This window comes from Ditibartonella apihabitans, from assembly GCF_002007485.1.
Taxonomy (GTDB): domain Bacteria; phylum Pseudomonadota; class Alphaproteobacteria; order Rhizobiales; family Rhizobiaceae; genus Bartonella; species Bartonella apihabitans.
The window spans coordinates 762,548-785,653 of record NZ_CP015820.1 but is presented as its reverse complement, the minus strand read 5'-3'; the positions used below and the strand labels follow the sequence as shown (position 1 = coordinate 785,653).

Below are 23,106 nucleotides of genomic sequence, written 5' to 3'. Positions count from 1 at the left end.
CCAGATCATTTCATGTTTTTTTAAGTGGTTTTTGAACAAGTCGAAGAAGGACATTAATGAGCCATATCGAAGCTGGTCATTGTCCAGACATCGGGAGCCATTTCACAGATTTCACCGTGATAGAGATTTTCTCCGTCATAAGCCGAACGGGTTGCCTTGAACTTGCGGCATTTACGGCCCTTATCTTTACTTTCGACAATCGAACTGATTGTTCCTTCGCTTCCCGTTATGGTATTATCCCACTTTACTTCTTTAGGAGAAGCGTTCACGTTTTCAATAGCCTTGATCTCGTCGCGAATAACAAGTTGGTCGGAAAGAATGATCGGGTCGCTCGTCAATGTTGTTTGTGAGGCCACCGAACCGGTCATCATCGAATAATCGACGGAATTTTCCGGCGTTGCAGTGGCGCCCATTTTATCAAGTTTGTCACCTGATATGATACAGCCTTGCAATAACCAAGTGATCGTGACAAAAATGACAAAACGACCAAGCCGGCTTATCAAATTAAAAAAAGCTTCCATAGTCCACTTTTTTCCGCGTCGGCCAGGTAGTTTGACAACACGCTATTATACAGAAAACACATAACTCGGGTGCATTATGACAGATGAAACGTTAACAAGTGGTGACTTTGTCGAGGCAAATGAACCTTTTGCACTTTTTAAAATTTGGATGGAAGATGCAACAAAAAGCGAAATTAACGACCCGAATGCTATGGCAGTTGCTACAGTGGACCCGACAGGCCTTCCAGATGTCCGTATGGTCCTTTTGAAAGCTTTCGGTTCGGATGGATTTGTCTTCTATACAAATTATGAAAGCAATAAGGGACGGGAAATTCTTTCATCTATGAAGGCAGCGTTATGTTTCCACTGGAAATCGTTGCGCAGGCAAGTGAGAGTACGCGGACTGGTTGAAAAGGTAAGCGACGAAGAAGCTGATGCCTATTATCAATCACGTGCACGTGGCAGCCGCATCGGTGCCTGGGCATCAAAACAATCCCGACCACTCGAAAGCCGCTTTGCTTTGGAAAAAGCTGTTGCCGAATACACGGCAAAATACGCCATCGGCAATATACCCCGTCCACCCTACTGGTCCGGCTTCAGAATCAAACCGCTTTCAATCGAATTCTGGCACGACAGACCGTTCAGGCTTCATGACCGTGTAGTTTTTTCCCGTCCTTCGCCTGATGCAAAATCGTGGGAAAAACACCGTTTATACCCTTAAGCATTCTCTTTAATCGGCAAAATTTTTCCGTTAAGCCGGACGGTTTAAATCCGGCTTTTAAAAAGCTCTGCTTCGCTTATCGGCGATAGTTATTCTTAGAAATAACGTACCGCTGCTCCAAGAACGAGGCCGAGGAAGATTAAACAGCCGACTGTCGAATTCGATTTGAACAGTCTCAGGCACTCGCTATTATTATCGATATCAATTGTGATAATTTGATAAAACATGTGGATAGCCGCAAGTAACAGGCCAAGATAGGCCAAAGTCGGCACACCAGCCAAAAGAAATGCAGCAAGGCTCAATAAAATAAATCCGCCATAAAGAACGATGAGTGCGGCTTTGGTTTTTTCACCAAAAAGTCTTGCAGTCGAGCGCACACCGACAATTGCATCATCTTCTTTATCCTGATGGGCATAGATTGTGTCATAGCCTATCGTCCATAAAACCGAGCCGAAATAAAGGCTCAAAGGTGCATAATCAAGACGGCCGTAAATCGTAGCCCATCCCATCAGAGCCCCCCAATTGAAAGCAAGGCCTAAAAAAAACTGCGGCCAGTATGTCACGCGTTTCATAAAGGGGTAGATTGCGACAATAACAAGCGATGAAACACCTAAAATAATGCTGAACAGATTGAATTGCACAAGCACGAGAAGCCCGACAAGACATTGCAGCCCCATAAAGATTTTCGCCTGAAGGCGGCTGACCTGCCCCGATGGCAAAGGCCTTGAGCGCGTGCGTTCCACTTTATTATCGATTTTCTGGTCAACAAGATCATTCCATGTGCACCCCGCGCCGCGCATGGCTACAGCACCAATAAAGAAAAGGAAAAGGTACCATATTGCCAAGGCAACCGGATAGGGATGCAGGTGAGAATCAAAACCTTTTGCATCCATTGCCAGAATTAACGACCAGAAACACGGCCACATAAGAAGTTTCCAACCGATTGGTCTGTCCCAACGTGATAACTGGGCATAAGGCCACAGAGACCGCGGCAACAAACGATAGACCCAATGCCCTGACGGCGCGTCAAAGACACGTCCTCTCACGCCCTGTTGCTGAAGTGCTTCATGAGTGCTCAAGCTTTCGGAAGCAATATTTTTGTTGTTTACCATTTATGACAGCACACCTTTTACCTTGAAGCTAAAGCATTTCGTTTCTATGACAAGAATAAGGGTTTTAACATCTTCTTCAACAGGAGCAAGTAATGAACGTTCTTCTCATCGGTTCAGGCGGACGCGAACATGCATTGGCATATAAAATTTCGTCTTCCCCGCTTCTTGGCAAACTTTTCTGTGCTCCTGGAAATCCCGGAACCCTTGCATTGGGCGATAATATCGAGCTTGATGTAAAAAACCATAAGGCTGTTGTCGAATTTTGCAAGAAAAATACTGTGGAACTTGTTGTCATCGGACCGGAAGCTCCACTCGTCGACGGCCTTGCAGATTCCCTTCGGGATAATGGACTTCTTGTTGTCGGGCCAAGTAAACTCGCCGCGCGGCTTGAAGGATCCAAAGGTTTTACCAAAGACTTGTGCGCAAAATACAATATTCCGACCGGCGCTTACCAACGCTTTAAAAATGCAAACGAGGCCAAGGATTATATCAGGAAAAAAGGCGCGCCGATCGTCATCAAAGCCGATGGTTTGGCTGCCGGTAAAGGTGTGACAGTCGCCTTAACAATAGGTGAAGCGCTTGATGCGGTTGATGCATGTTTCGATGGTGCCTTTGGAAAAGCCGGAATTGAAATTGTTGTAGAAGAATTTCTTGAAGGTGAAGAAGCGAGTTTCTTTTGCCTTTGTGACGGGAAAACAGCCATTCCTTTCGGCTCCGCACAAGATCATAAACGTGTTGGTGATGGCGATAAGGGAGCCAATACCGGAGGCATGGGAGCCTATTCACCGGCCCCTGTCATGACCGACGATATGACAAAGCGCGTTATGAATGAAATCGTAAAGCCCACCATTCGTGGCATGGCCGATCTTGGTTGCCCATTCAGCGGCGTATTGTTTGTGGGGTTGATGATTACAAAAAAAGGCCCTGAACTGATCGAATTCAATGTCCGCTTTGGCGACCCTGAATGTCAGGTTCTGCTGATGCGGCTAAAAAGCGATCTGCTCTCGGTACTCTATTCCGTTGCAAAAGGTCATCTCGAAGGTATCAAACTTGACTGGACAACCGATAAAGCTTTGACTGTGGTTATGGCAGCGAAAGGTTATCCGGAAGCACCCCAACGTGGCAGTATTATTTCCGGCATAGAAAAAGCGGATAAATTACCTGACGTCAAAGTTTTTCACGCTGGTACCGCTTTGAAAGACGGAAAAGTCATCGCCAATGGCGGTAGGGTTTTGAATGTTACTGCAACAGGAAAAACGGTAAAAGAGGCGCAACAGAAAGCCTATCAGGCAATAAAATTGATTGATTGGCCGGAAGGCTTTTATCGCCATGATATCGGCTGGCGTGCCATTGAACGGGAAGAATCTAAAGCAAACTGAAATTTCAGCACTGGGGAAACGATAAATCGAACGGTACTTCCTGCGGGCAGCGGTTTGTTTGGTCGTCCCTAAGCCGAATTCGAAAAATCGAATGCATCGCATCAAAACCGATAGTCAAGTTTTGTGCCGAATAGCTTTGTGGGATAATCATATCTGTCTGAAATTCAAAGCGAACCGGACGTTCATTTTATAATCAGCGAGAGGAGCGTTTTCCAAAAAACATCCAGAAAATTCGAGGGGGAGGATTTGTCCGAGACCGGCGAGATCTTAAAACGAATTTTTCGGACTTTTATACTTTTTCAGATTTTATAATTTGTTTTTGACAGGCACGTTTTTGCCGATAATCGGCAGAACATGCTCTTAATGCGCCGGTTCCTGACATTTTATACTATCTGTCAGTTGGCCTTTGAAACTTTTTAAAAAACCGAAAATCTATTTTTCTTCAGCCGCTATTTCGCGTTTAAAAATGTTGCGCAAATCTTCCAATTGCTCGTCATTTATGGGAGCTTTCGGCAATACGTTAAATTTCTTGGGCGAGATGTAAAGGGCAATAAAAGTCGGATATTCTCGCCAGCCGGAAAATAAACGGAACGGGTATGTCCCTCTGATATAGGAGCTCTTTATTGCTACTGCATGGTCATCCCATACCCATGTTTGTTCAAGCCCGATCTGCTTGTCATTTTTCACCAATTGTTGGACATGGTGGGGGATAAGCACAAAATAGTTCAATGCCCAGATAGCAATGATAATCGCAGCATAAATGGCTGAAATACGATAAAGTGAATGACCCCAATTCTGATACCAGTCGGCTCCGTCGATCATAACCAGAACCGCCGACATCAAAGCAACAGCGACAATCCACAGCAGCAGAAGCCGGATCAATGTCAGTCTTGATAGCGCATGATCGCGATAATAGGCTTTGAGCGCCTCAATCGCATCCTGCTTCTCAAGTATAAAAACAATCTGCCGCGTCATTCAATCCTCCGGACATATCTTGCTGGTAAGCTTAACACCGGTCCATTGTCAAATGGCAATAAAATTTGTTAGAGAAAATTTCGTTGGGGAAATTTATTCAGAAAAATTTCCATGTATTTTTTATTGGAATAGCCAACCGAATATTCTGAGCTATAACCGGCTTCTGTGGATAAGCTTGCAGGAAAAGAGCTTTTTCCCAAACGTGATTTTCGATTACGAATTCCGCGTTTTCCGCAAATGGTTCAAGCAAAGCAAAAAATGCGATTGCTTCTGGCTCTTACTCTAACAGTTACCGTTAGCCGCAAGAAGTGCCCCCCTCTTCCAAAAAAATATTGCAAGAATAGCCTTATCCAAGCATGACCTGATTATTGATAACCAGTCTTATTCCCAAAGAGTAGCCGCGGCATCTCAATAGAAAGTTTTTCCGCTTGTTCTCATGCGGCTTTTTGCCGAAAAAATGTTCGAGCGGCGACCGATCCTTGACGGGGATAACCGTTCCATCGTCATTAACCAGCAACATTGGAAGATCATAAATATCTGCCCAAAGGCGCCAATCGAGGAGCACATCATCAAGATCACGCGAAACCAGAAGCGGTATACAGGCTTCATGATTTCGATGCAAGAGTTCAAGTGAAACTGCTTTTTGCCCTGAAGAGGTCCTGACAGCGCGCGCTGCAACGCCTCTGAATTGATGGGCAAGTACCAGACGCGACACACGTGAAGTGCTGCTTCCATTTTCGATTTTTAATGCCGCACCACGCTCATTCAATGAACAAACAACAGTTTTGCCTTGCACATCGAAAGAAACATATTGTGGCAGATGGCAGGGATCCAGCCTGAGTTCAAGTCCTGCTTTTGCCTGATTAGCCCATTGAGTGGCCATAGAATTCGTCCCCAATATCCTCGTCAATTCAATCGGGAATCACCATAGCGGGGTTTGTTAATCGGTTTGTTAAAAGGTTAGGTTAAAAAATTATTGGTTTGTTTTTTGGTTATCGAATTACAAACAGCACTTTAAGTTATTATTCACCAAAACTTATAGCATTTTTCCCGGATTCATAATGTTTTTCGGGTCGAATAGCTGTTTGATCGACCGCATGAGAGAAAGCGCTACCGGAGATTTGAAGGCAACAAGTTCCTTGCGCTTTAATTGTCCAATCCCATGTTCGGCCGAAAATGAACCATTATAGTTCATAACCAATGTATGGATACGGTGATTCATTTCGCCCCAAAGGGAAAGATAGGCTTGTTTGTCGGCGCCAACCGGTTGCGACACGTTATAATGCAGGTTTCCATCGCCCATATGACCAAAGCAGACAATGCGGGCGCCGGGCGAAATCGTTTCAATAATTTTTGCCGCCTCGCTGATAAAATCCGGAATAGAGGCAATCGGAACCGAAATATCGTGTTTGATCGAACCGCCTTCCAATTTCTGCGCGGGTGACATATCTTCGCGAAGCCGCCAGAATTCTTTCTGCTGCCCCACCGATCGGGCAATGGATGCATCTTCTATAATTCCCTGTTGAAGTGCATCTGCAAGAATATCTTCCATCGTATTATTCGCTTCACCGTCACTATGGGAAGACGAAAGGTCAAGAAGCACATACCATTCACTTTCATGTTCGAGTGGTGCACGAGCTCCTTTGACATAGTTTAGAGACATTTCCATGCCGACCTTGGCCATAAGTTCAAAACCGGTCAACATGGAACCGGCTTTTTTCTGGGCAAGGAGCAGAAGCTCTAACGCTTTTTCCGGACTTTTCATGCCTGCATAGGCAACCGCTTTTCCTTGCGGTTTTGGAAAAAGCTTCATAACGGCAGCGGTGATAATACCAAGCGTTCCTTCTGCGCCGATAAACAGGTCTTTCAAATCATAGCCGCTATTATCTTTTTTGACATAGCGCAAATCGTCGAGAATGCGGCCATCCGGAAGGACAACTTCAAGCCCCAGACAGAGTTCGCGCGTGTTGCCGTAAGCAAGAACACCCGTGCCACCGGCATTGGAAGAAAGATTTCCGCCAATCTGGCAAGAGCCTTCCGAGCCAAGTGACAAAGGAAAAAAGCGCCCTTTCTCGTCAACTTTTTCCTGTAATGTATGGAGAACCACTCCGGCTTCGACCAATGCCAGATTACCTTCGACATCAATCGAGCGGATCCTGTTCAACCGCTCCATAGAAACAATAATCTCGTTAGCAGTTTCGTCCGGTTGTTGTGCTCCAACAAGACCGGTATTTCCCCCTTGTGGAACAATGGGCGTCCCGGTTGCGCTCGCAAGCTTCATAATTTCCGAAACTTCTTTTGGAGAGGATGGGCGCAATACAAGAGGGGTACGCCCATGATAAAGACCGCGTTGTTCGACCAGATAGGACGAAATCACATCCTGATCCACCAAAGCGTGATTGACACCGACAATTTCTATAAAACGTTCAATCAGCTTTTCGTCTATCATTTCTATTTCCTTGGTGCTGCCGCGCGTTGAAGCCGGTCATTGATAGCCTCGCCCAAGCCGGTAAAAGGTATCGGTTCGACAGCTATACATTTAACATCTTTTCTATCAAGTTCCTTTAAATAATGGAACAGATTGCTGGCCGCCTCCTCAAGATTGCCCTCTTCGCTCAAATTGAGCGTTGCCACAGCACTTCTGGCATTCAAGGTTTGTTGTTTTCCGAATGCTAAAAGTGCTTCTCCGTTTTTCACGTCTTTAGCGTCAAGTCTCACAAATGCATTGGGTGCATAATGGGATTTCAACATGCCCGGAGCTTCAATGGCCGCTCGCTGGTCTACCCTTTCAAGCTTGATCCCTGTTCGTTTTTCAATTTTCTCGGGCGCAAGCCCACCCGGACGAAGCAGATAAATATGGTCGCCCACGACCTTGATAATGGTGGATTCAACACCGACACGTGTCGGACCGCCATCAACGATAAGCGGCACTTTTTCGCCGAACATATCGGCAACATCCTTCGCAGATGTGCTACTCAAACGGCCGGAAATATTTGCGCTCGGGGCTGCAACCGGCCGGCCGAGTTCTTTTACTATTGTTGCGAATATACCGACAGGATTGCGAACGGCGAGCGTCTTCAAACCTGCACTGGTAAGAGGGTCTATCGAAGTTTTATTTTTGAGCGGTAAAACAAATGTTAAAGGCCCCGGCCAGAAAGCGTCCATCAGCTTTTTTGAAATATCATCAATCTCGACAATATCTTCCGCCATATCCATACCGCTGACATGCGCGATCAGCGGGTTGAACTGCGGGCGTCCTTTGGTTTTGAATATATTGGCAACCGCTTTTCCATTTGTAGCATCGGCCGCAAGCCCGTAGACAGTCTCGGTCGGTAGAGCCACGAGCTCCCCTTTATCAAGATAGGAAACAGCTTTTGAAACAGCGTCTTTTGACGAGGCAAGAATAATCATCATATCAACCCTCTAGAATGCGCCTTTAATCGGGGCAAAACTGAAGCGATGCAATCTTTTGACAGGCCCTTCATGTTCTATTGCCGCGCGGTGGAATGCTGTTGCATATCCGGCATGTTTTTCAAAACCGTAAGCAGGATAAACTTCCCCCACTTTTTCCATTAGCCGGTCACGCGTGACTTTTGCTATAATGGATGCCGCCGCAATAGATTGGGAGCGCCCGTCACCTTTTATCAGTGCCTGAGCGGGATAAACAAGTTTCGGGGGAATATCCCGCCCGTCAACCAGTACATAATCCGCTTTGACAGACAGACAGGAGACGGCTCGTCTCATGGCTTCAAGAGCAGCTTTTCTGATATCTGTGCGATCAATTTCACTTGCCGACAGGCTGCAAATGGATACGGCCAATGCCGAACGCAAAATCCTGTCATAAAGTGCTTCCCGTTTCTTTGCCGAAAGCTTTTTGGAATCATTTAAGCCTTCGGGTATGTTATTCCGGTCAAGAATGACTGCAGCTGTCACCACAGGACCGGCCAAGGGTCCCCGCCCGACTTCGTCCACTCCGGCTATATTCTGATAGCCTTTTGCAATAAGACGTTCCTCAATTGCATAATCGGGCATTGAAGGAATATCGTGGAATAGCAGCAAATCATTGTTTTTGTGAGACATGGACAATCTAATCGCATTACAAAGGTTTTTGCGCAAGTCTGGCAATTCGTAAACGTTCAGAAAAATGTTTATCAAATTTTGTCGTCAAAAAGAAATGACAACTGTTTTGCTACCTTCAACGGCGGTCTGAAAAGCCCGATCTCGAGCTTTTGGTGGCGTTCATGCAACCCCAGTCTCTGTCGTGCCAGACGAAAACGGTCGGCAACGAGTTTGGCAAACGGCCCCTCGCCGGACATACGCGTTTTCCAATCCGCATCATAATCCTTGCCACCGCGCATATCACGCAGAAGCTGCATAACCCGCCTGTAACGGTCGGGATATTCGCGCAATAACCAGTCTTTAAAGAGCGGAGCAACCTCATAAGGTAATCTGAGCATAACATAACCGGCGTCAATCGCACCGGCCTCTTTCGCTCTCGTCAAAACATTTTCTATTTCGTGGTCATTCAATCCGGGAATAACCGGCGCCATCATAACGCTTACGGGCACGCCCTTTTTTGTCAATTCCTTGATTGCCCATAAACGTCGCTCCGGTGTTGCAGCACGCGGTTCCATGAGGCGAGCAAGCTTTCTGTCCAATGTAGTGATGGATAAAGCCACACGGACAAGCTTTCGCTCAGTCATTCTTTCAAGAATATCGCAATCCCTTACAATAAGTGCCGATTTCGTTGTGATACAAACCGGATGGTTGCATTTATCCAATACATCAAGAATTTGTCGCATAATCTGCCATTTTTTTTCGACTGGCTGATAAGGGTCTGTATTGGTTCCGATAGCAATTGGCCGAACTTTATAATCAGGTTTTGATAATTCCCGTTCCAGAAGTTTTGCCGCGTCGGGTTTGGCAAATAATTTTGTTTCAAAATCAATTCCCGCAGAGAGCCCCATATAAGAATGGGTCGGGCGTGCAAAACAATAGATACAACCATGTTCGCACCCGCGATAAGGATTGATCGAACGATCGAAGAAAATATCGGGCGAATCATTGTGCGTAATAATCGTACGGGCTTTTTCAGTTTCCACAGACGTTTGAAGCGGAGAAAGCTGTTCATCCAAATCCCAACCGTCATAAAACCGTTCGCCTGACTGTTTCTCGAACCTTCCGGCAGGATTGAGCGCTGCTCCCCTTCCCCTTGTTTGTTGAGCCTCTGTACGAAGTAAAGATTGATCAAGCAACATTCTTCCACCATCGGTCGACATCGCGTTGAAAGCCAATTGGTCGGCCTTTGCCATGACATTTACCAGATGTTGATTGATCGCTGCTTTTCCCATCCTTCCCATCTATCATGTTAATAGGAACAAAACAAGAACATAAATTTGCGTGCTTTTGCAAGAATAATGCTTTAATTGAAACAATATGGTTAGTGTAATTATTCACGCGAATGAAGATATTGATCCTCTTGCCGATACACTAGCAATGCTTGTATCGGGGAGCGTTTTCGGTCTTGTTAGCGAGGTTATTCTTTGGTCTGAAAATCACAGCAATGTCTTGCAGACTGTTGCGAATGATACCGGCTGTCGCTATCTCCCCAAAAGCACACTAGGCGAAGCGATCATGGCGGCCAAAAGCAAATGGTTGCTTTTTCTCACACCAGGTGCACGGTTACTCGACCAATGGCGTGAAATTTTAAGCCGTTATGTCGAGAAGGAGACAAATCCTGCACGTTTCCGCTCTGTCGATTTATCAAAAACATCACTCCTGCCCAAATTTTTCAAAAAGACCCGTTTGATGGAATGCGGCTTAGTTGTGTTGAAAGAAAAGCTTATTGACAATGCCGACAATGAAACAGCATTAAAAAAAGCGATAAACAGTCTTAGACCAGTGGTTTTACCGATTCAGATTTCTGTCCCCACGAAACAAAAATAAACGGCTCTTCTGTTTTTTAAAAGAGCCGTTTTTCATCAATAGCTTACAAACAAAATCGTTCGTTTTCTTATCGTTCTGTCAAGCGCGGCATAAGCATCACCAGATTATGCGGGCGCTGGCGACTATCAAGCTCACCTTTCAATATATTATCCCACGCATCCTTGCAGGCACCTGTTGAACCGGGCAGGCAAAAAACAAATGTTCCATTGATAAGTCCTGCTGTTGCACGTGATTGGATTGTCACCATGCCGATTGTCTCATAGGAAACTTTATGGAACATAGCCGAAAATCCGTCCATCCGCTTGTCAAACAGTGGTTCTATTGCTTCCGGTGTAACATCGCGTCCGGTAAAACCAGTGCCGCCCGTTGTGATGATAATCTCAACGTCGGGATCAGCCGCCCAATCAACAATTTTTTTACGGATTTCAGGAATCTCGTCGCGAACGATATCGCGTTTTGCCAAATTATGGCCTGCGGATTTGATACGTTCTTCCAGAACATCTCCCGACCGGTCATCGCTAGAATTACGTGTATCCGACACTGATAAAACCGCAATATTGAGCGATTCCATCTTGGCTTTTTCATCAATATGACTCATGATTTTCATTCCTGATTATTCGTCTATTTTGCCCGTTGTCTCGACTGCTTTTACAAACCAGTCCGGTTTTTGTGATTTTATCTTTCTTGCCGCCTCTTCCGCTCTCTTGATATTTTCGTAAATGCCGAAACACGTTGCACCTGATCCTGACATGCGTGACAAAAGAGCGCCATTCCTATCAAGTAGCGCCAGCACATCATCGAGCTCTGGTGCAAGCGAGCGCGCGCATTCATAAAGATCGTTATGTGTTTTGTTGAGCTCATTCACAAGTGAATGAAGATTGGACAAATTTGAAACATCAATATCGAGCGCTGCGCTTTTCCTGTTACCCAAAAGTTTAAAAATTTCCGGTGTCGAAATGGACTGCCCGTGATTGACAAGCACCATCGGAATTCTACAACAATCAACCGGCTGAAGTTTTTCGCCGATACCCGACACACGAATCGATTGACGATTTAAAAAAGCCGACAGGCACATCGGCACATCGGCCCCCAATGACAAACCGAGTTCAAAAAGTTCTTGATCGGATGCTTCGATTTGCCATTGCTGTTTTAAAAGCGCAAAGACACCGGCAGCATCGCCGGAACCACCGCCGATACCGGAAGCAACAGGCAGATTTTTTTCAAGGATGAGCTGACAAGGTTCGGACTTCGACGGGAACTTTTTAACAAAAACATCGCGCGCTCTTGAAACCAGATTGTCCGCATCTACCGTGAGCGCGACAGATTGAGGCCCAATAATGGAAAAACTATTTGTTTTGGCAGGTTTATAAGAGAGAACATCACCTTCAAAGCTGAAACAGACCAGACTATCAAGAAGGTGATAACCATCGTTGCGCTCCCCCACCACATGGAGCGCCAGATTGATTTTAATTGGTGTTACAATTGTTGCGGATTTTGCAACCTTGAAAGGCACGTTTAATCCCGTTCAACGTAATATTCACCCGTTTCGGGATCTTTCACCAATGTACCATTTGCACCTGTCCGGCGTTCATCCTCGGCATGTTTTACACGCAAAGCGACGCGTTCAGATTCGCGCTTGAAAGCACGATAGGCATAAAGTGCTGCTGCACAAATCAGACCATAAATAACTAATCTCAACATTTTCACCTTTAGCTCCCATTTCATTATTTGATAATTAATGAGCGCAAATCAAGTCTTGAAACGACTATTGTTATATCTTCCTTTAAGAATTTGTCTTTTTAAAGTCCATAGCGCTGCCACAAAGCCCTCTCTTCTGCCGACTGGATAAGACCATCAACAGTTGACGAGACCAAACCCGCCGAAATTGCCGGAGTTTTGCGCCCTAACAAGCTTCTCGAAGCTGAAACAAGACGCATTTTGGCATCGTGCCCATAACGTTGTTTGATCAAAGAACGCAAATCGGAAAGTTCATCAACAAGGCCAAGCTCCTTGCCCTTTTTGCCCGTCCAGAACATGCCGGTAAACAAGTTGGGGTCATCGGCAAGTTTGGAACCCCGACTTTCCTTTACGAGATTGATGAAGGTTTCATGAATTTCGAGTTGCAGAGCTTTCAAGTGATCAACATCCGCCTTTTTTTCGGGCTGGAACGGGTCAAGCGAAACTTTGTTTTTGCCGGCTGTATAAACGCGGCGTTCGACACCGATTTTTTTGAGCAATTCAGGAAAACCGAAGGATGCCGAAACCACGCCGATCGAGCCAACGACCGAAGACGGATCTGCAAAAATTTCGTCTCCGGCACAAGCAATCATATAGCCACCGGATGCAGCAACATCTTCAACAAAAACCAGAACGCGTTTATGCTTTTCTTCCGCAAGGTCACGAATGCGACGGTAAATCAGGCGCGATTGAACAGGAGAGCCACCCGGAGAGTTGAGAGAAATAGCGACAGCCGGAGCTTCTTTGTCTGAGAATGCTTTTTCAAGAGCGTTTGCACAAGAACTCAGTGATAAAGTTTGACGCAAAGGGGAAGAAGCTTCCATAATCATCCCTTGCAGCCGCACAACCGGAATCTCGACAGCATTGGAACGAAAGCGGCGTGGAATAAAACGTTTGAAAAAGCCTGACAAAGTTTAAACTCCTGACAAAAATCTGCTTTAATGGCTTAAAAAAATGCACCATTGTCATTTAAGATGTAAATGGCAAAAGGCAATATTTTGTTAAAATTTCGCTCAAATACTCTGCCAAATACTCATTTTACCATTATTGATTGCATCGACGAGCGGCGAAAAAGCATGAAGATCATCATCATGAATGTAAAGTGCTGGCATCAGAGAAAGCGGTGCTTTGCTTGCTCTCTTGGCGTGAACGAGAATGCGAATTGCCGCGCCGTTTTTGCGCGAATGAACCGGAAATACCAGAACATCACCGAAGCGCCCCTCAAATGCTTTGAGAATTTCTGCCAAAGATTGTGGCCGCGCAATCAACCCCAAATAACCCGAAGGTCTTATGATTGCCGCAGCAGTGCGAATCCAGTCTTCAAACATATGATCAGACATAACATGCGCTTCGGCTTTCAAATTGTCGGGTGTTTTACGGTCAAAAGGTGAATTAAAAGGCGGATTCATGATTGCAAAATCGAAAGCATTGTCAGAAAGCCCCGCCTCTTGTCTTTGCTTGCCCCTTAAAGTTACATCGGCCAAAATAACATTGATCCGTGGCGCAATTGCCGCGTTTTCCGGAAGTGCAATGCTTTTTCGCGCAAAATCGACCATTTCCGCAGCGCGTTCAACGAGAGTAACCTCGACATTTTTACACCGGGAGGCAACAGCGAAACCGGCAGCACCGGCACCGGCGCCGAGATCGACAATTTTTCCCTTGAAATCGGTTGGCACGAGCCCGCCCAGCAACATTGCATCCATGCCTGAACGATGCCCGCCACTTTTGGGCTGAACCAAATAAAATCCGCCACGATGGAAAACATCGATTGTTTCGTTCAAGGACGAAGTATTTAATTTATTGTCTTTGTGATAGTTCATGGGCCAAGCCTGCATCTACCATAATTTGCCTTGCTTCTTCAGCATCTTCTTCGCCAACCAGAAATCGCCGTCTGATCGCTCCGAGAGACCCTTCTGCGACACTGGTATTCTGATCGGTCACAAAATAAAGTATGCCTGCCGATTTCATAAGACTTTCGACAAATGAAATGAGCACAATATCATTGGTGGCAAATAGTTCGATCATAAAGTCAAGTCACCTATTTTTTATCGGCATGACATGCAATTATACGAGAAAATGGTATTTTTCCTTAAATAATTTTTGAAACGCGCTATCTCAAGCAATATCACGCTTGAGTTGATGAGCTTGGTTTATTAAGGTGCAGGCAAAAATCAAAAGATTTTTCAGGAGAATGGGCATTGGTTGTTGAGAACAAAACAGGTCAAAAAGTCGAATATCAGGCGTCTATAAAGCCGCTTATCGATATTACAAAAGATGATATGCAAAAAGTAAATGAACTTATCATTGCTATGGCCGGTTCCGATGTGGAAATGATTCCTGAAGTTTCGAACCATCTTATTTCTTCCGGCGGCAAGAGATTGAGACCGATGTTGACCCTCGCTTCTGCACGCTTGTTCGGTTATCAGGGGTCGGGGCATATCAAGCTGGCAACAGCGGTTGAATTTATGCACACAGCAACTCTTCTTCATGACGATGTTGTCGATGATAGCGATATGCGTCGGGGAAAATCCACCGCCAGAATGATCTGGGGCAATGAGGCAAGTGTTCTCGTCGGCGATTTTTTGCTTGGGCAAGCATTCAAGATGATGGTTGAAGTCAATTCGATGGACGCTTTGTCGGTGCTCGCAAATGCTGCGGCAATTATTGCAGAAGGTGAAGTTATGCAGCTTGCGGCTGCAAAGCATCTGACGACAACAGAAGACGAGTATCTCAAAGTTATCAATGCCAAAACTGCCGCGCTTTTTTCTGCAGCAGCAGAAGTCGGCCCTATCATTGCGGGATGTGGGGAAAAAGAACGTCAGGCTTTGAGACATTACGGGACTTCGCTCGGACTTGCTTTTCAGCTTGTCGATGACGCACTTGACTATGGCGGCAATTCCAAAAATCTGGGTAAAAATACCGGAGATGATTTCCGCGAAGGCAAAATTACCATGCCGGTTATTCTTTCCTATATTCGTGGAGACGATGAAGAAAAAATCTTCTGGAAACAATCTCTCGAAGAGGGAAAAAATGACGATGATGCGCTAGCCCACGCGCTGAAACTCATGAAACAACATCATAGTCTTGAAGATACAATCAAAGCAGCGCGCCATCATGGCAATGAGGCATTGAAGGCTCTTGACGGGCTTAAACCCGGCAAGGAAAAAGCAGCATTATGCGAAGTGATCGAGTTTTGTATTTCCCGGGTGAATTAACTTCGCACAAAAACAGCGTTCTTATAAATTCTTATAAAAATGACGGGGAATTGATGGAATTTTTAAACAAATTGGCTGGATATATCCTATAAAGGTTGCCAACCTGTTTTATGTTGGAAAAAGGATCTTTTCTATGCAAGCCGCGAAAATGACTCGCCTGATTGCACTTTTGACTGCCGGCACAATTTTGATGACAGCCTCCGCTTTTGCAAAAAAGGAAGAACCTCTCAAAGCGGGGTCGTTTGCCGGAGCTTATTTGGCAGGTCGCATCGCAGCGAGCGACAACAATGTCGATCTTGCTATTTCCTATTTCAAACAGGCCCTCGGTTTTGAACCGGATAACGTATCCATGCAGCAGGATATGCTTTTAACCCTTTTATCTGCAGGCGAGTTCAAAGACGCTGTCAAACAGGCAAAACGGCTCAAAGGCAATGCTGATGTGGAACGCTATGTCAGGCTTACACTTGCAAGTGATGCCTTTATCAGAAAAAATTACATTGGCGCAAAAAGTGAGCTCGAATTTTCCGATCCCTCCGACATGGATAAACTTTCGTCCGGATTGATGGGAGCATGGGCAACATTCGGACGAGGAAATACAAAAGGCGCCATTCAAGAAGTCAAAGATCTTCTCGGACCGGTTTGGTATGATTTGTTCTTGAGTTATCATATGGCGCTGATGAACGATCTTGCCGGACATAAAGATGAGGCAGAGCGCTATTACAAGCAGGCGTTAAACGACCGCCAAGGTGGTGCAGCCGCACCTGACACCTATGAGCGCATCATTATTTCTTATGCATCGTTTCAATTGCGCAACGATAAACACGACGAAGCACTCGCCACCTTACGTGAAGGCGAAAAAATGCTTACCGGACGCGATGCATTGAAAAACATCCGTCAGCGGATTGAAGACGGAAGTTCTCTGGATATGGTGGTCAAAACGCCGCAAGAAGGTGCGAGCGAAGTGCTTTATGATCTCGGCACAGCCATTAACCGTGGGGGTGCCGAGGCGTTTGCACGTATTTTTCTTCAATTGTCTGAAGCGCTCCGTCCCCACAATGACGCAACACTTTTCCAGCTTGCCGATATTTCTTCCAAACTGGAAGAAAACAACCGCGCGATCGACATTTATCAGGAGATACCGGTTAAATCACCTTATTATCGGGATGCGGAGTTGAGACTTGCGCTTATTCTGGCTGATACGGGAAAGAGCGAAGAATCCATTCGTCACCTTTCGGCACTTGAAAAAGATTTTCCGGAAGACCAACGCATTTCAATGGCAATGACTGGCGTCTATATGCAAGACAAAGCTTATGACAAGGCCGCTGCTGTGATGGATCGTGCAATTTCCCGCATTCCCCATCTTGAACAAGAAAACTGGCTGATGCTCTATCAACGCGGCATGGCGGAAGAGCGGTTGAAAGAGTGGGATAAGGCCGAACCGGACTTTCGAAAAGCGCTGGAACTCTATCCTAACCAGCCGCAGGTATTGAACTATCTTGGCTATTCATTAATCGATCGCAATGAAAAACTTGATGAAGCTTTGAATATGGTCAAGAAAGCAGCCGAACTGCGGGCACAAGATGGTTATATCGTCGACTCTCTCGGATGGGCCTATTATAAACTCGGTCGCTATGACGAGGCCGTCAAAACATTGGAAAACGCGGTCAAATTACGCCCCGAAGACGCAACCATCAATGATCACCTTGGTGACGCTTATTGGATGGTCGGACGCAAACTTGAAGCCACATTCCAGTGGAATCATGCAATTGCCGGAAAACCCGAACCGGAAGAATTGACAAAAATTCAGGAAAAGCTGAAATCCGGTCTAAAAACACCTGCATTGGAAAAATCTGCTGAAAAAACCGATAGCAAACAAAATTAAACGGGCAAAGCTGTCGCTATATAACTGTTTTGATTTGTCTCGTCTCTTGACCATAGGGGCGTGAAAGCATAGACATTTTTCATGCCGGAATTTCCCTTTCCGGATATGTTTTTATCAATCTCAAAAGGGTAATATCGTGAGCCTGCCCGAATATCTTGATCCGAAATGCTCTTTTCAGGGTCTTATCCTGACGTTGCAGAATTATTGGGCGCAATATGGTTGCGCTGTTTTGCAGCCATATGACATGGAAGTGGGAGCTGGTACTTTTCATCCGGCGACAACCTTGCGGTCACTGGGACCTCGCCCATGGAAAGCTGCCTATGTACAACCTTCGCGCCGTCCGACCGATGGTCGCTATGGTGAAAATCCGAACCGTTTACAACATTATTATCAATTCCAGGTTTTGCTCAAACCTTCACCGGATGATTTACAGGACCTTTATCTCGGATCTTTGCGGGCTATCGGACTTGATACAAATCTCCATGATGTGCGATTTGTTGAAGATGACTGGGAAAGCCCGACCTTGGGGGCATGGGGGCTTGGCTGGGAATGCTGGTGCGACGGTATGGAAGTATCGCAATTCACTTACTTTCAGCAGATTTGCGGCATTGAATGTTCTCCCGTTTCGGGAGAGCTAACCTATGGTCTGGAACGGCTCGCAATGTACATCCAAGGCGTTGACAATGTTTATGATTTGAATTTCAACGGACGCGAAGGTGACGATAAAATAAGCTACGGAGATATATTCCTGCAAGCAGAGCAGGAATATTCGCGTTTCAATTTCGAATTTGCCGATACCGAACTTTTGCACCGCCATTTCATTGATGCAGAACGCGAATGCGCGGCTATTCTGGAAGCAGGAAAACCTCAAGAAAAAGGCGGACTTCATCTTTGTGTCATGCCGGCTTATGACCAATGTATCAAAGCCAGTCACGTCTTCAATCTTTTACAAGCGCGCGGTGTCATCTCCGTTACCGAAAGGCAAAGCTATATTTTGCGCGTGCGTGATCTCGCACGCCGTTGTGGCGAAGCTTTTCTGTTAACCGACGCCGGTGGCGCAAATTACAAAGGAGAAGCCTGATGCCCGACCTTCTTCTGGAACTTTTTAGTGAAGAAATCCCCGCCCGTATGCAGCGTAAAGCCGCAGGCGACCTGAAAAAACTCGTTACCAACGGACTTGTTGACAATGGTCTTGTTTACGAGGCAGCGCGCGAATATTGGACACCACGGCGCTTGACACTCGATATCAGAGGTTTGAGTGCCCGTTCGAAAGACGTTCATGAAGAACGCAAAGGCCCAAGCGTGAAAGCTCCCGAGCAAGCCATAAACGGTTTTTTACGCTCTGCCGGATTGAGCAATATAAGCGAGGCAGAAGTTAAAACCGACCCCAAGAAAGGGGATTTCTATATCGCCCGAATTACCAAAAAAGGGCGCAGTGCCGAAGAAATTATTGCCGATATCATGCCCGATATCATTCGCAGTTTTCCTTGGCCGAAATCCATGCGCTGGGGCAAGCAATCAACAAAACAGAATGCTTTGCGCTGGGTCCGTCCATTGAAAAACATTTTGTGCGTTTTCGGGCCTGAAAATGATGCAACGGAAGTCGTTCCTTTCGAGGTTGCAGGACTTAAGAGCAACAACATAACCTATGGCCACCGTTTTTTGAGTGATGGCAAGCCGATCGAAGTTCGTCGTTTTGAAGACTATGTAACGAAGCTCGAAAACGAGAAGGTCATTCTGGATGGCGACCGCCGCAAAGAAATCATCCTTGCTGATGCACGCAATCTTTGTTTTGCCAAGGGGCTTGATCTGGTCGAGGATGAGGGACTGGCCGAAGAAGTTTCAAACCTTGTTGAATGGCCGGTCGTTCTTATGGGTGAATTCGAGGAAAGCTTTTTGCAAATTCCTGCCGAAATCATCCGGCTCACCATCCGCATCAATCAAAAATGCTTTGTCACCCGCAAACAAGGGGAAGAGCAAAAACTATCCAATCACTTCATATTGGTATCCAATATTGCTGCACCTGATGGTGGCAAAGAAATAGCACGAGGCAATGCCAAAGTTGTGCGGGCGCGTTTGTCGGATGCCTTGTATTTCTGGCATACCGACCAGCACAACCTGCCCGATCTTTCCGTGCTCTCTCTATCGGCGGAAAAACTTGGCCTTGATTTGAAGAAGCCGCTTGACCAACGTATGGCGCGCCTTGACCATTTGAATGTAACCTTTCACGCAAAACTCGGCACACAAGGAGCAAGAGTCGAGCGCATTACCGCTCTTTCTTCAATCATCGCTCCGCTGGTTGGCGCCGATGCCAAACTTGCCAAACGCGCTGCACTCCTTGCAAAAGCCGATTTGCAAACAGAAGCCGTTGGAGAATTTCCCGAACTCCAAGGCGTCATGGGGCATAAATATGCTCTTCTTCAAGGCGAAGACCCAAGCGTTGCTGCAGCTATCGAAGAACATTATAAGCCTCAAGGACCAACGGACAGCGTTCCGCGTGCCCCTGTTTCAATTGCCGTTGCCCTTGCCGACAAGATTGACACTCTTGTAGGCTTCTGGCTTATCGACGAAAAGCCGACCGGTTCGAAAGATCCTTTTGCGCTGCGGCGTGCATGTCTCGGTGTCATCCGCCTGCTCCTTGCGCGCGATTGGACAATCCATCTTATGCCGATTTTCAAACAGGCAATCGGTCTTATTTCACGCCACACGATAGAGCGTGCTTTAAGCCTTTATGAATCCGGTTTGCGTCATGAAAACGCAAAAGAAACCGATGCCGCAGAAGATGTCGATAATGCACTTTCAATGGAGGAAAAGAAGCTCGAGAAGGAAGTGGCTGCAAAAACCGAGCCGGTACTCGCCGATCTTTTATCCTTCTTCCATGAGCGCCTCAATGTTTATCTCAAAGACGAAGGTGCCCGCTACGATGCTATCGATGCAGTCATGCAAGATGATGACGATGATCTCTTGCAGGTTACCCGTCGCGTCGAGGCCTTGATTTCCTTCATTAATACCGATGACGGAAATAATCTGATTGCCGGCTTCAAACGTGCTTTCAATATTCTGGAAGCCGAGATCAAGAAAAAAACCCGGATTGCTGAAAATGTTGATCCCGAGCTTTTCATTGAAGAAGAGGAAAAATCACTTTTCAAGGCTATCGTTGATGCCGAAAACAAGGTGAAATCCCACATTGCTTCCAATGATTTTTCGGGAGCTTTGCTCGTGCTTGCGGGATTACGTCAGCCTGTTGATGCATTTTTTGAAAAAGTACTCGTCAATGACAATAATGACGCAGTAAGGGCAAACCGGTTGTCGCTCTTGCAGCGCATCACAACAGTGACTGGAAAGGTGGCCGATTTTTCCAAACTTGCCGGTTGAAAGTTACAAGGGAATCCGCCTGATCAAGCCCCGATTTGAATTGTTTTCAAAATCGGGTTTGTCGGGCGGTGCCCGCACTTTATTGCCCTCAAACGGCCACAAAGAATATTATAAAATTTAAGAGTTGCCGGTGATTAGATATTGTTTTACCGGCAGCGGAGAATGAAATGATTATCCGTAAACGGCCGGGTTTTTTGCGGCTTTTTTTCGTATTACATGGCTCTATTCTTCCGGCCATTGCGCCACAACTTGTCGCAATTCTCATTCTTTCAACAGCCTTGGTATTAGCCCACCATTTTTATCCCCGCGTTATACCGACCTATAATAACGGCACCGCGTTCATGATGCTTGGCATTGCGCTGTCGACCTTTCTGGGCTTCCGCAACAATGCCTGTTATGACCGGTGGTGGGAAGGACGGAAAGTTTGGGGAAAAATTATTTCCGGCTCCCGCGATCTCATTCGCCAAACCGCTGTATTGACTGAACATGAAACCGAACGGAAAACTCTACTGGAGCTCACGTCCGCATTTTCCCACAGCCTTGTTGACCATTTGAAGGGTACGTCTTCTCTCCCCTCATTGGTTTCTAACTATCCGGAAGAATTTGTTAAAGCCTATCAGGAAAGTCATAATAAGCCTTCGTTCATCCTGAACGAGATTTCAAAGTGCCTTGCAACTTTGCATCGACAAAAAGCTCTGAGCGATATCCAATATCAAATGTTTGATAAAAGCTTGACCGAGCTCAACGAAAACCAGACTTCATGCGAGAGATTGAATAATACGCGCGTACCCTTCGCTTATACGCTTCTCCTCCATCGCACGGCTTATATATATTGTTTTCTCATTCCGTTCGGTTTTACCGATATACTCGGTTGGTGGACACCGGTTGCAAGCCTCCTTGTTGCTTATACGCTATTTGGCCTTGACGCGCTGAGCGACGAGTTGGAAAGACCATTCAGCAATATCGATAATGTCCTTCCGATTTATGCCATGGCAACAATCATCGAGCGTGACGTTTGCGCAGCTTTAGGCCTTCCTCTTCCAAAACCTGTTGAACCGGTCGATTTCATATTAAGATAGGAACACTATTCGAGGTCGGAACGCTATTGATTGGTAATCGGGCTAGTCCGGCCAAAAGTAATACGCGGGCTACAGGGATTTGATTTGCGACCGGCAAAACGATGTAAAATGATGTAAACCGACACAAGAAACGGGCGTATAAAATACCGCTTTAAAACGTAACGATTGCTTCAATCAAAAGAAGTTTCAAAGCGGTTTTGCAAAAATTCAAAACGGTTCTTTAACAAACCGGATACTTTTATCGGCATAAATCTAGACAGACTTCTTATCGGCTTTTTTTGCGGCCTTGAATGTGGCCATAGCCCTGCCATTTTCTTCAATTTTGATCTTGCTTTTATTCTTTGAAGATTTGCGCTTCTCTCCCTCGTCCACAAGCTCAAGCGTGTCTTTGCGGAAAATTGCCGTCTTCAAATGTTCATCTTTGAACCATACGCAAGAAATTTTGCTATTATTGACTTTATCGACAGTCATTTTAGGACCGCCGGATTTTAACCGAACAATATTGCCAGCTTTAAACATTTTATATCCCTCTAAACGCTCCAATTTTGACAACCAACGTCACAAAAGCTTCAAACTTTTAAAAAGGTTTTACTATATATAAGCTCTAACCAGAAGATATTTTAGCTTTGCTTTCCATAATTTGTCCATGAGGCAAAGAAAAATATTTAATTGTTCGAAAACGCCATGCAAATTTCCGGAAGCTTGGGGAAAAATAGAGATATAGCAATCGGGAGAGATGTCGTTCTACAAACTATCAACCACAATTGCGAAATTGCTTACCCCCGACTTGAAAATGATAGGAACGTGAAAAATAGAGTTCCTTGTACCTATTTTCACTTCCACTCGGGCATTTTCTCTTTCCGTTTCATTTCTAAAACTACCTCAGCTTGAAGTTTCCAAACCGGAGCTATCAAATGCAATTGAAAGAGATTTGATAACGGGCAGTCAATTACCGAAAATTGGATAGCCCCCCTTCAAGGCTTGAAACAAAAATTTCAATCATTTTCCGGCTCCTCGGTCTGGCATTATAGCGCAAACTATATTGCCGTTCCCGTTTCCGTTTTTCGCAGCTATCGGCTGCATTAAACGTCACGCTTCAGCAACGGTATTAAACTTCGTGCTTTATCGGCATCATTAAGCGTCACACTTTATCGCTGGCATTTAGCTTTGCTCGTTGTCCGCTCG

23 protein-coding genes are annotated in these 23,106 nt (G+C 45.8%); 8 read left to right on the top strand and 15 right to left on the bottom strand.

The window, feature by feature from the left end; all coding sequences use genetic code 11:
- Positions 1–53: 53 nt before the first annotated feature.
- On the bottom strand, positions 54–521 hold the full coding sequence (locus BBC0178_RS03490) for an RT0821/Lpp0805 family surface protein (protein ID WP_078039222.1): 468 nt from the start codon (positions 519–521) through the stop codon (positions 54–56).
- Positions 522–597: 76 nt separating this feature from the next.
- On the opposite strand from BBC0178_RS03490, the gene pdxH reads away from it, so the two are divergent.
- Complete coding sequence (gene pdxH, locus BBC0178_RS03485; protein WP_078039221.1) at positions 598–1,221, top strand: pyridoxamine 5'-phosphate oxidase; 624 nt, start codon at positions 598–600, stop codon at positions 1,219–1,221.
- 95 nt (positions 1,222–1,316) lie between these two features.
- Here the strand turns inward: pdxH and ubiA are convergent, their stop codons facing one another.
- On the bottom strand, positions 1,317–2,333 hold the full coding sequence (ubiA, locus tag BBC0178_RS03480) for a 4-hydroxybenzoate octaprenyltransferase (protein ID WP_078039220.1): 1,017 nt from the start codon (positions 2,331–2,333) through the stop codon (positions 1,317–1,319).
- 92 nt (positions 2,334–2,425) lie between these two features.
- Here ubiA and purD point away from each other — a divergent pair, with 92 nt between their 5' ends.
- A complete protein-coding gene (gene purD, locus BBC0178_RS03475; protein ID WP_078039219.1) occupies positions 2,426–3,712 on the top strand; it encodes a phosphoribosylamine--glycine ligase in 1,287 nt (428 codons plus the stop codon).
- A gap of 432 nt (positions 3,713–4,144) precedes the next feature.
- On the opposite strand, the gene BBC0178_RS03470 is transcribed toward purD, so the two are convergent.
- From BBC0178_RS03470 to BBC0178_RS03445, 6 genes are all read right to left on the bottom strand, one after another.
- Positions 4,145–4,687 (bottom strand): YcxB family protein, encoded by a 543-nt coding sequence (locus BBC0178_RS03470; protein WP_078039218.1) that lies wholly within the window; start codon positions 4,685–4,687, stop codon positions 4,145–4,147.
- A 346-nt stretch (positions 4,688–5,033) separates the two neighbouring features.
- A complete protein-coding gene (locus BBC0178_RS03465) occupies positions 5,034–5,570 on the bottom strand; it encodes a DUF6101 family protein (RefSeq protein WP_078039217.1) in 537 nt (178 codons plus the stop codon).
- Between the two features lie 153 nt (positions 5,571–5,723).
- Positions 5,724–7,133 carry an FAD-binding oxidoreductase gene (locus BBC0178_RS03460; RefSeq protein ID WP_078040341.1) on the bottom strand — a complete coding sequence of 470 codons (1,410 nt, stop codon included), beginning with the start codon at positions 7,131–7,133 and terminating at the stop codon, positions 5,724–5,726.
- 5 nt (positions 7,134–7,138) lie between these two features.
- Positions 7,139–8,098: an L-threonylcarbamoyladenylate synthase gene (locus BBC0178_RS03455; RefSeq protein WP_078040340.1), complete on the bottom strand. Its 960-nt coding sequence runs from the start codon at positions 8,096–8,098 to the stop codon at positions 7,139–7,141.
- Between the two features lie 12 nt (positions 8,099–8,110).
- Positions 8,111–8,803: a ribonuclease HII gene (locus BBC0178_RS03450; protein ID WP_225868358.1), complete on the bottom strand. Its 693-nt coding sequence runs from the start codon at positions 8,801–8,803 to the stop codon at positions 8,111–8,113.
- 35 nt (positions 8,804–8,838) lie between these two features.
- The gene (locus tag BBC0178_RS03445) at positions 8,839–10,038 is read right to left on the bottom strand and encodes a PA0069 family radical SAM protein (protein ID WP_078039215.1); all 1,200 of its coding nucleotides are present in this window, start codon (positions 10,036–10,038) and stop codon (positions 8,839–8,841) included.
- Between the two features lie 85 nt (positions 10,039–10,123).
- On the opposite strand from BBC0178_RS03445, the gene BBC0178_RS03440 reads away from it, so the two are divergent.
- Positions 10,124–10,633: a hypothetical protein gene (locus tag BBC0178_RS03440; protein WP_077970740.1), complete on the top strand. Its 510-nt coding sequence runs from the start codon at positions 10,124–10,126 to the stop codon at positions 10,631–10,633.
- A gap of 67 nt (positions 10,634–10,700) precedes the next feature.
- Here BBC0178_RS03440 and moaB read toward each other — a convergent pair whose 3' ends face one another.
- The 6 genes from moaB to BBC0178_RS03410 form a co-directional block, all read right to left on the bottom strand.
- Positions 10,701–11,231, bottom strand: coding sequence for a molybdenum cofactor biosynthesis protein B (gene moaB, locus BBC0178_RS03435; protein WP_078039214.1), 531 nt, complete (start codon positions 11,229–11,231; stop codon positions 10,701–10,703).
- A 15-nt stretch (positions 11,232–11,246) separates the two neighbouring features.
- Positions 11,247–12,146, bottom strand: a complete 900-nt coding sequence (locus BBC0178_RS03430; protein WP_078039213.1) for a 4-(cytidine 5'-diphospho)-2-C-methyl-D-erythritol kinase — start codon at positions 12,144–12,146, stop codon at positions 11,247–11,249.
- Between the two features lie 2 nt (positions 12,147–12,148).
- The gene (locus BBC0178_RS03425; RefSeq protein WP_077970738.1) at positions 12,149–12,334 is read right to left on the bottom strand and encodes a hypothetical protein; all 186 of its coding nucleotides are present in this window, start codon (positions 12,332–12,334) and stop codon (positions 12,149–12,151) included.
- Positions 12,335–12,432: 98 nt separating this feature from the next.
- Positions 12,433–13,281: a S49 family peptidase gene (locus BBC0178_RS03420; RefSeq protein ID WP_225868339.1), complete on the bottom strand. Its 849-nt coding sequence runs from the start codon at positions 13,279–13,281 to the stop codon at positions 12,433–12,435.
- Between the two features lie 102 nt (positions 13,282–13,383).
- The gene (locus tag BBC0178_RS03415; protein WP_078039212.1) at positions 13,384–14,190 is read right to left on the bottom strand and encodes a tRNA1(Val) (adenine(37)-N6)-methyltransferase; all 807 of its coding nucleotides are present in this window, start codon (positions 14,188–14,190) and stop codon (positions 13,384–13,386) included.
- Positions 14,168–14,395 (bottom strand): putative signal transducing protein, encoded by a 228-nt coding sequence (locus tag BBC0178_RS03410; protein ID WP_078039211.1) that lies wholly within the window; start codon positions 14,393–14,395, stop codon positions 14,168–14,170. The genes BBC0178_RS03415 and BBC0178_RS03410 overlap by 23 nt, the downstream gene beginning before the upstream one ends.
- A gap of 173 nt (positions 14,396–14,568) precedes the next feature.
- Between BBC0178_RS03410 and BBC0178_RS03405 the strand changes: the two genes are divergently transcribed.
- From BBC0178_RS03405 to BBC0178_RS03385, 5 genes are all read left to right on the top strand, one after another.
- Positions 14,569–15,585, top strand: a complete 1,017-nt coding sequence (locus tag BBC0178_RS03405) for a polyprenyl synthetase family protein (protein WP_225868338.1) — start codon at positions 14,569–14,571, stop codon at positions 15,583–15,585.
- A 133-nt stretch (positions 15,586–15,718) separates the two neighbouring features.
- Positions 15,719–17,467 (top strand): tetratricopeptide repeat protein, encoded by a 1,749-nt coding sequence (locus BBC0178_RS03400; protein WP_077970732.1) that lies wholly within the window; start codon positions 15,719–15,721, stop codon positions 17,465–17,467.
- Positions 17,468–17,603: 136 nt separating this feature from the next.
- Positions 17,604–18,548: a glycine--tRNA ligase subunit alpha gene (locus tag BBC0178_RS03395; RefSeq protein WP_078039210.1), complete on the top strand. Its 945-nt coding sequence runs from the start codon at positions 17,604–17,606 to the stop codon at positions 18,546–18,548.
- A complete protein-coding gene (gene glyS, locus BBC0178_RS03390) occupies positions 18,548–20,842 on the top strand; it encodes a glycine--tRNA ligase subunit beta (RefSeq protein ID WP_078039209.1) in 2,295 nt (764 codons plus the stop codon). Before BBC0178_RS03395 ends, glyS begins: the two co-directional genes overlap by 1 nt.
- Before the next feature lie 167 nt (positions 20,843–21,009).
- Positions 21,010–21,921 carry a bestrophin family protein gene (locus BBC0178_RS03385; protein WP_078039208.1) on the top strand — a complete coding sequence of 304 codons (912 nt, stop codon included), beginning with the start codon at positions 21,010–21,012 and terminating at the stop codon, positions 21,919–21,921.
- Between the two features lie 252 nt (positions 21,922–22,173).
- Here the strand turns inward: BBC0178_RS03385 and BBC0178_RS03380 are convergent, their stop codons facing one another.
- Positions 22,174–22,440 (bottom strand): YodC family protein, encoded by a 267-nt coding sequence (locus tag BBC0178_RS03380; protein ID WP_078039207.1) that lies wholly within the window; start codon positions 22,438–22,440, stop codon positions 22,174–22,176.
- Between the last annotated feature and the right edge of the window lie 666 nt (positions 22,441–23,106).

Bases quoted from the DNA above. Each gene is read 5' to 3' on its own strand.
- BBC0178_RS03490 (WP_078039222.1), bottom strand. From the start codon at position 521: ATGGAAGCTTTTTTTAATTTGATAAGCCGGCTTGGTCGTTTTGTCATT.
- pdxH (WP_078039221.1), top strand. From the start codon at position 598: ATGACAGATGAAACGTTAACAAGTGGTGACTTTGTCGAGGCAAATGAA.
- ubiA (WP_078039220.1), bottom strand. From the start codon at position 2,333: ATGGTAAACAACAAAAATATTGCTTCCGAAAGCTTGAGCACTCATGAA.
- purD (WP_078039219.1), top strand. From the start codon at position 2,426: ATGAACGTTCTTCTCATCGGTTCAGGCGGACGCGAACATGCATTGGCA.
- BBC0178_RS03470 (WP_078039218.1), bottom strand. From the start codon at position 4,687: ATGACGCGGCAGATTGTTTTTATACTTGAGAAGCAGGATGCGATTGAG.
- BBC0178_RS03465 (WP_078039217.1), bottom strand. From the start codon at position 5,570: ATGGCCACTCAATGGGCTAATCAGGCAAAAGCAGGACTTGAACTCAGG.
- BBC0178_RS03455 (WP_078040340.1), bottom strand. From the start codon at position 8,098: ATGATTATTCTTGCCTCGTCAAAAGACGCTGTTTCAAAAGCTGTTTCC.
- BBC0178_RS03445 (WP_078039215.1), bottom strand. From the start codon at position 10,038: ATGGGAAAAGCAGCGATCAATCAACATCTGGTAAATGTCATGGCAAAG.
- BBC0178_RS03440 (WP_077970740.1), top strand. From the start codon at position 10,124: ATGGTTAGTGTAATTATTCACGCGAATGAAGATATTGATCCTCTTGCC.
- moaB (WP_078039214.1), bottom strand. From the start codon at position 11,231: ATGAGTCATATTGATGAAAAAGCCAAGATGGAATCGCTCAATATTGCG.
- BBC0178_RS03425 (WP_077970738.1), bottom strand. From the start codon at position 12,334: ATGTTGAGATTAGTTATTTATGGTCTGATTTGTGCAGCAGCACTTTAT.
- BBC0178_RS03415 (WP_078039212.1), bottom strand. From the start codon at position 14,190: ATGAACTATCACAAAGACAATAAATTAAATACTTCGTCCTTGAACGAA.
- BBC0178_RS03410 (WP_078039211.1), bottom strand. From the start codon at position 14,395: ATGATCGAACTATTTGCCACCAATGATATTGTGCTCATTTCATTTGTC.
- BBC0178_RS03400 (WP_077970732.1), top strand. From the start codon at position 15,719: ATGCAAGCCGCGAAAATGACTCGCCTGATTGCACTTTTGACTGCCGGC.
- glyS (WP_078039209.1), top strand. From the start codon at position 18,548: ATGCCCGACCTTCTTCTGGAACTTTTTAGTGAAGAAATCCCCGCCCGT.
- BBC0178_RS03385 (WP_078039208.1), top strand. From the start codon at position 21,010: ATGATTATCCGTAAACGGCCGGGTTTTTTGCGGCTTTTTTTCGTATTA.
- BBC0178_RS03380 (WP_078039207.1), bottom strand. From the start codon at position 22,440: ATGTTTAAAGCTGGCAATATTGTTCGGTTAAAATCCGGCGGTCCTAAA.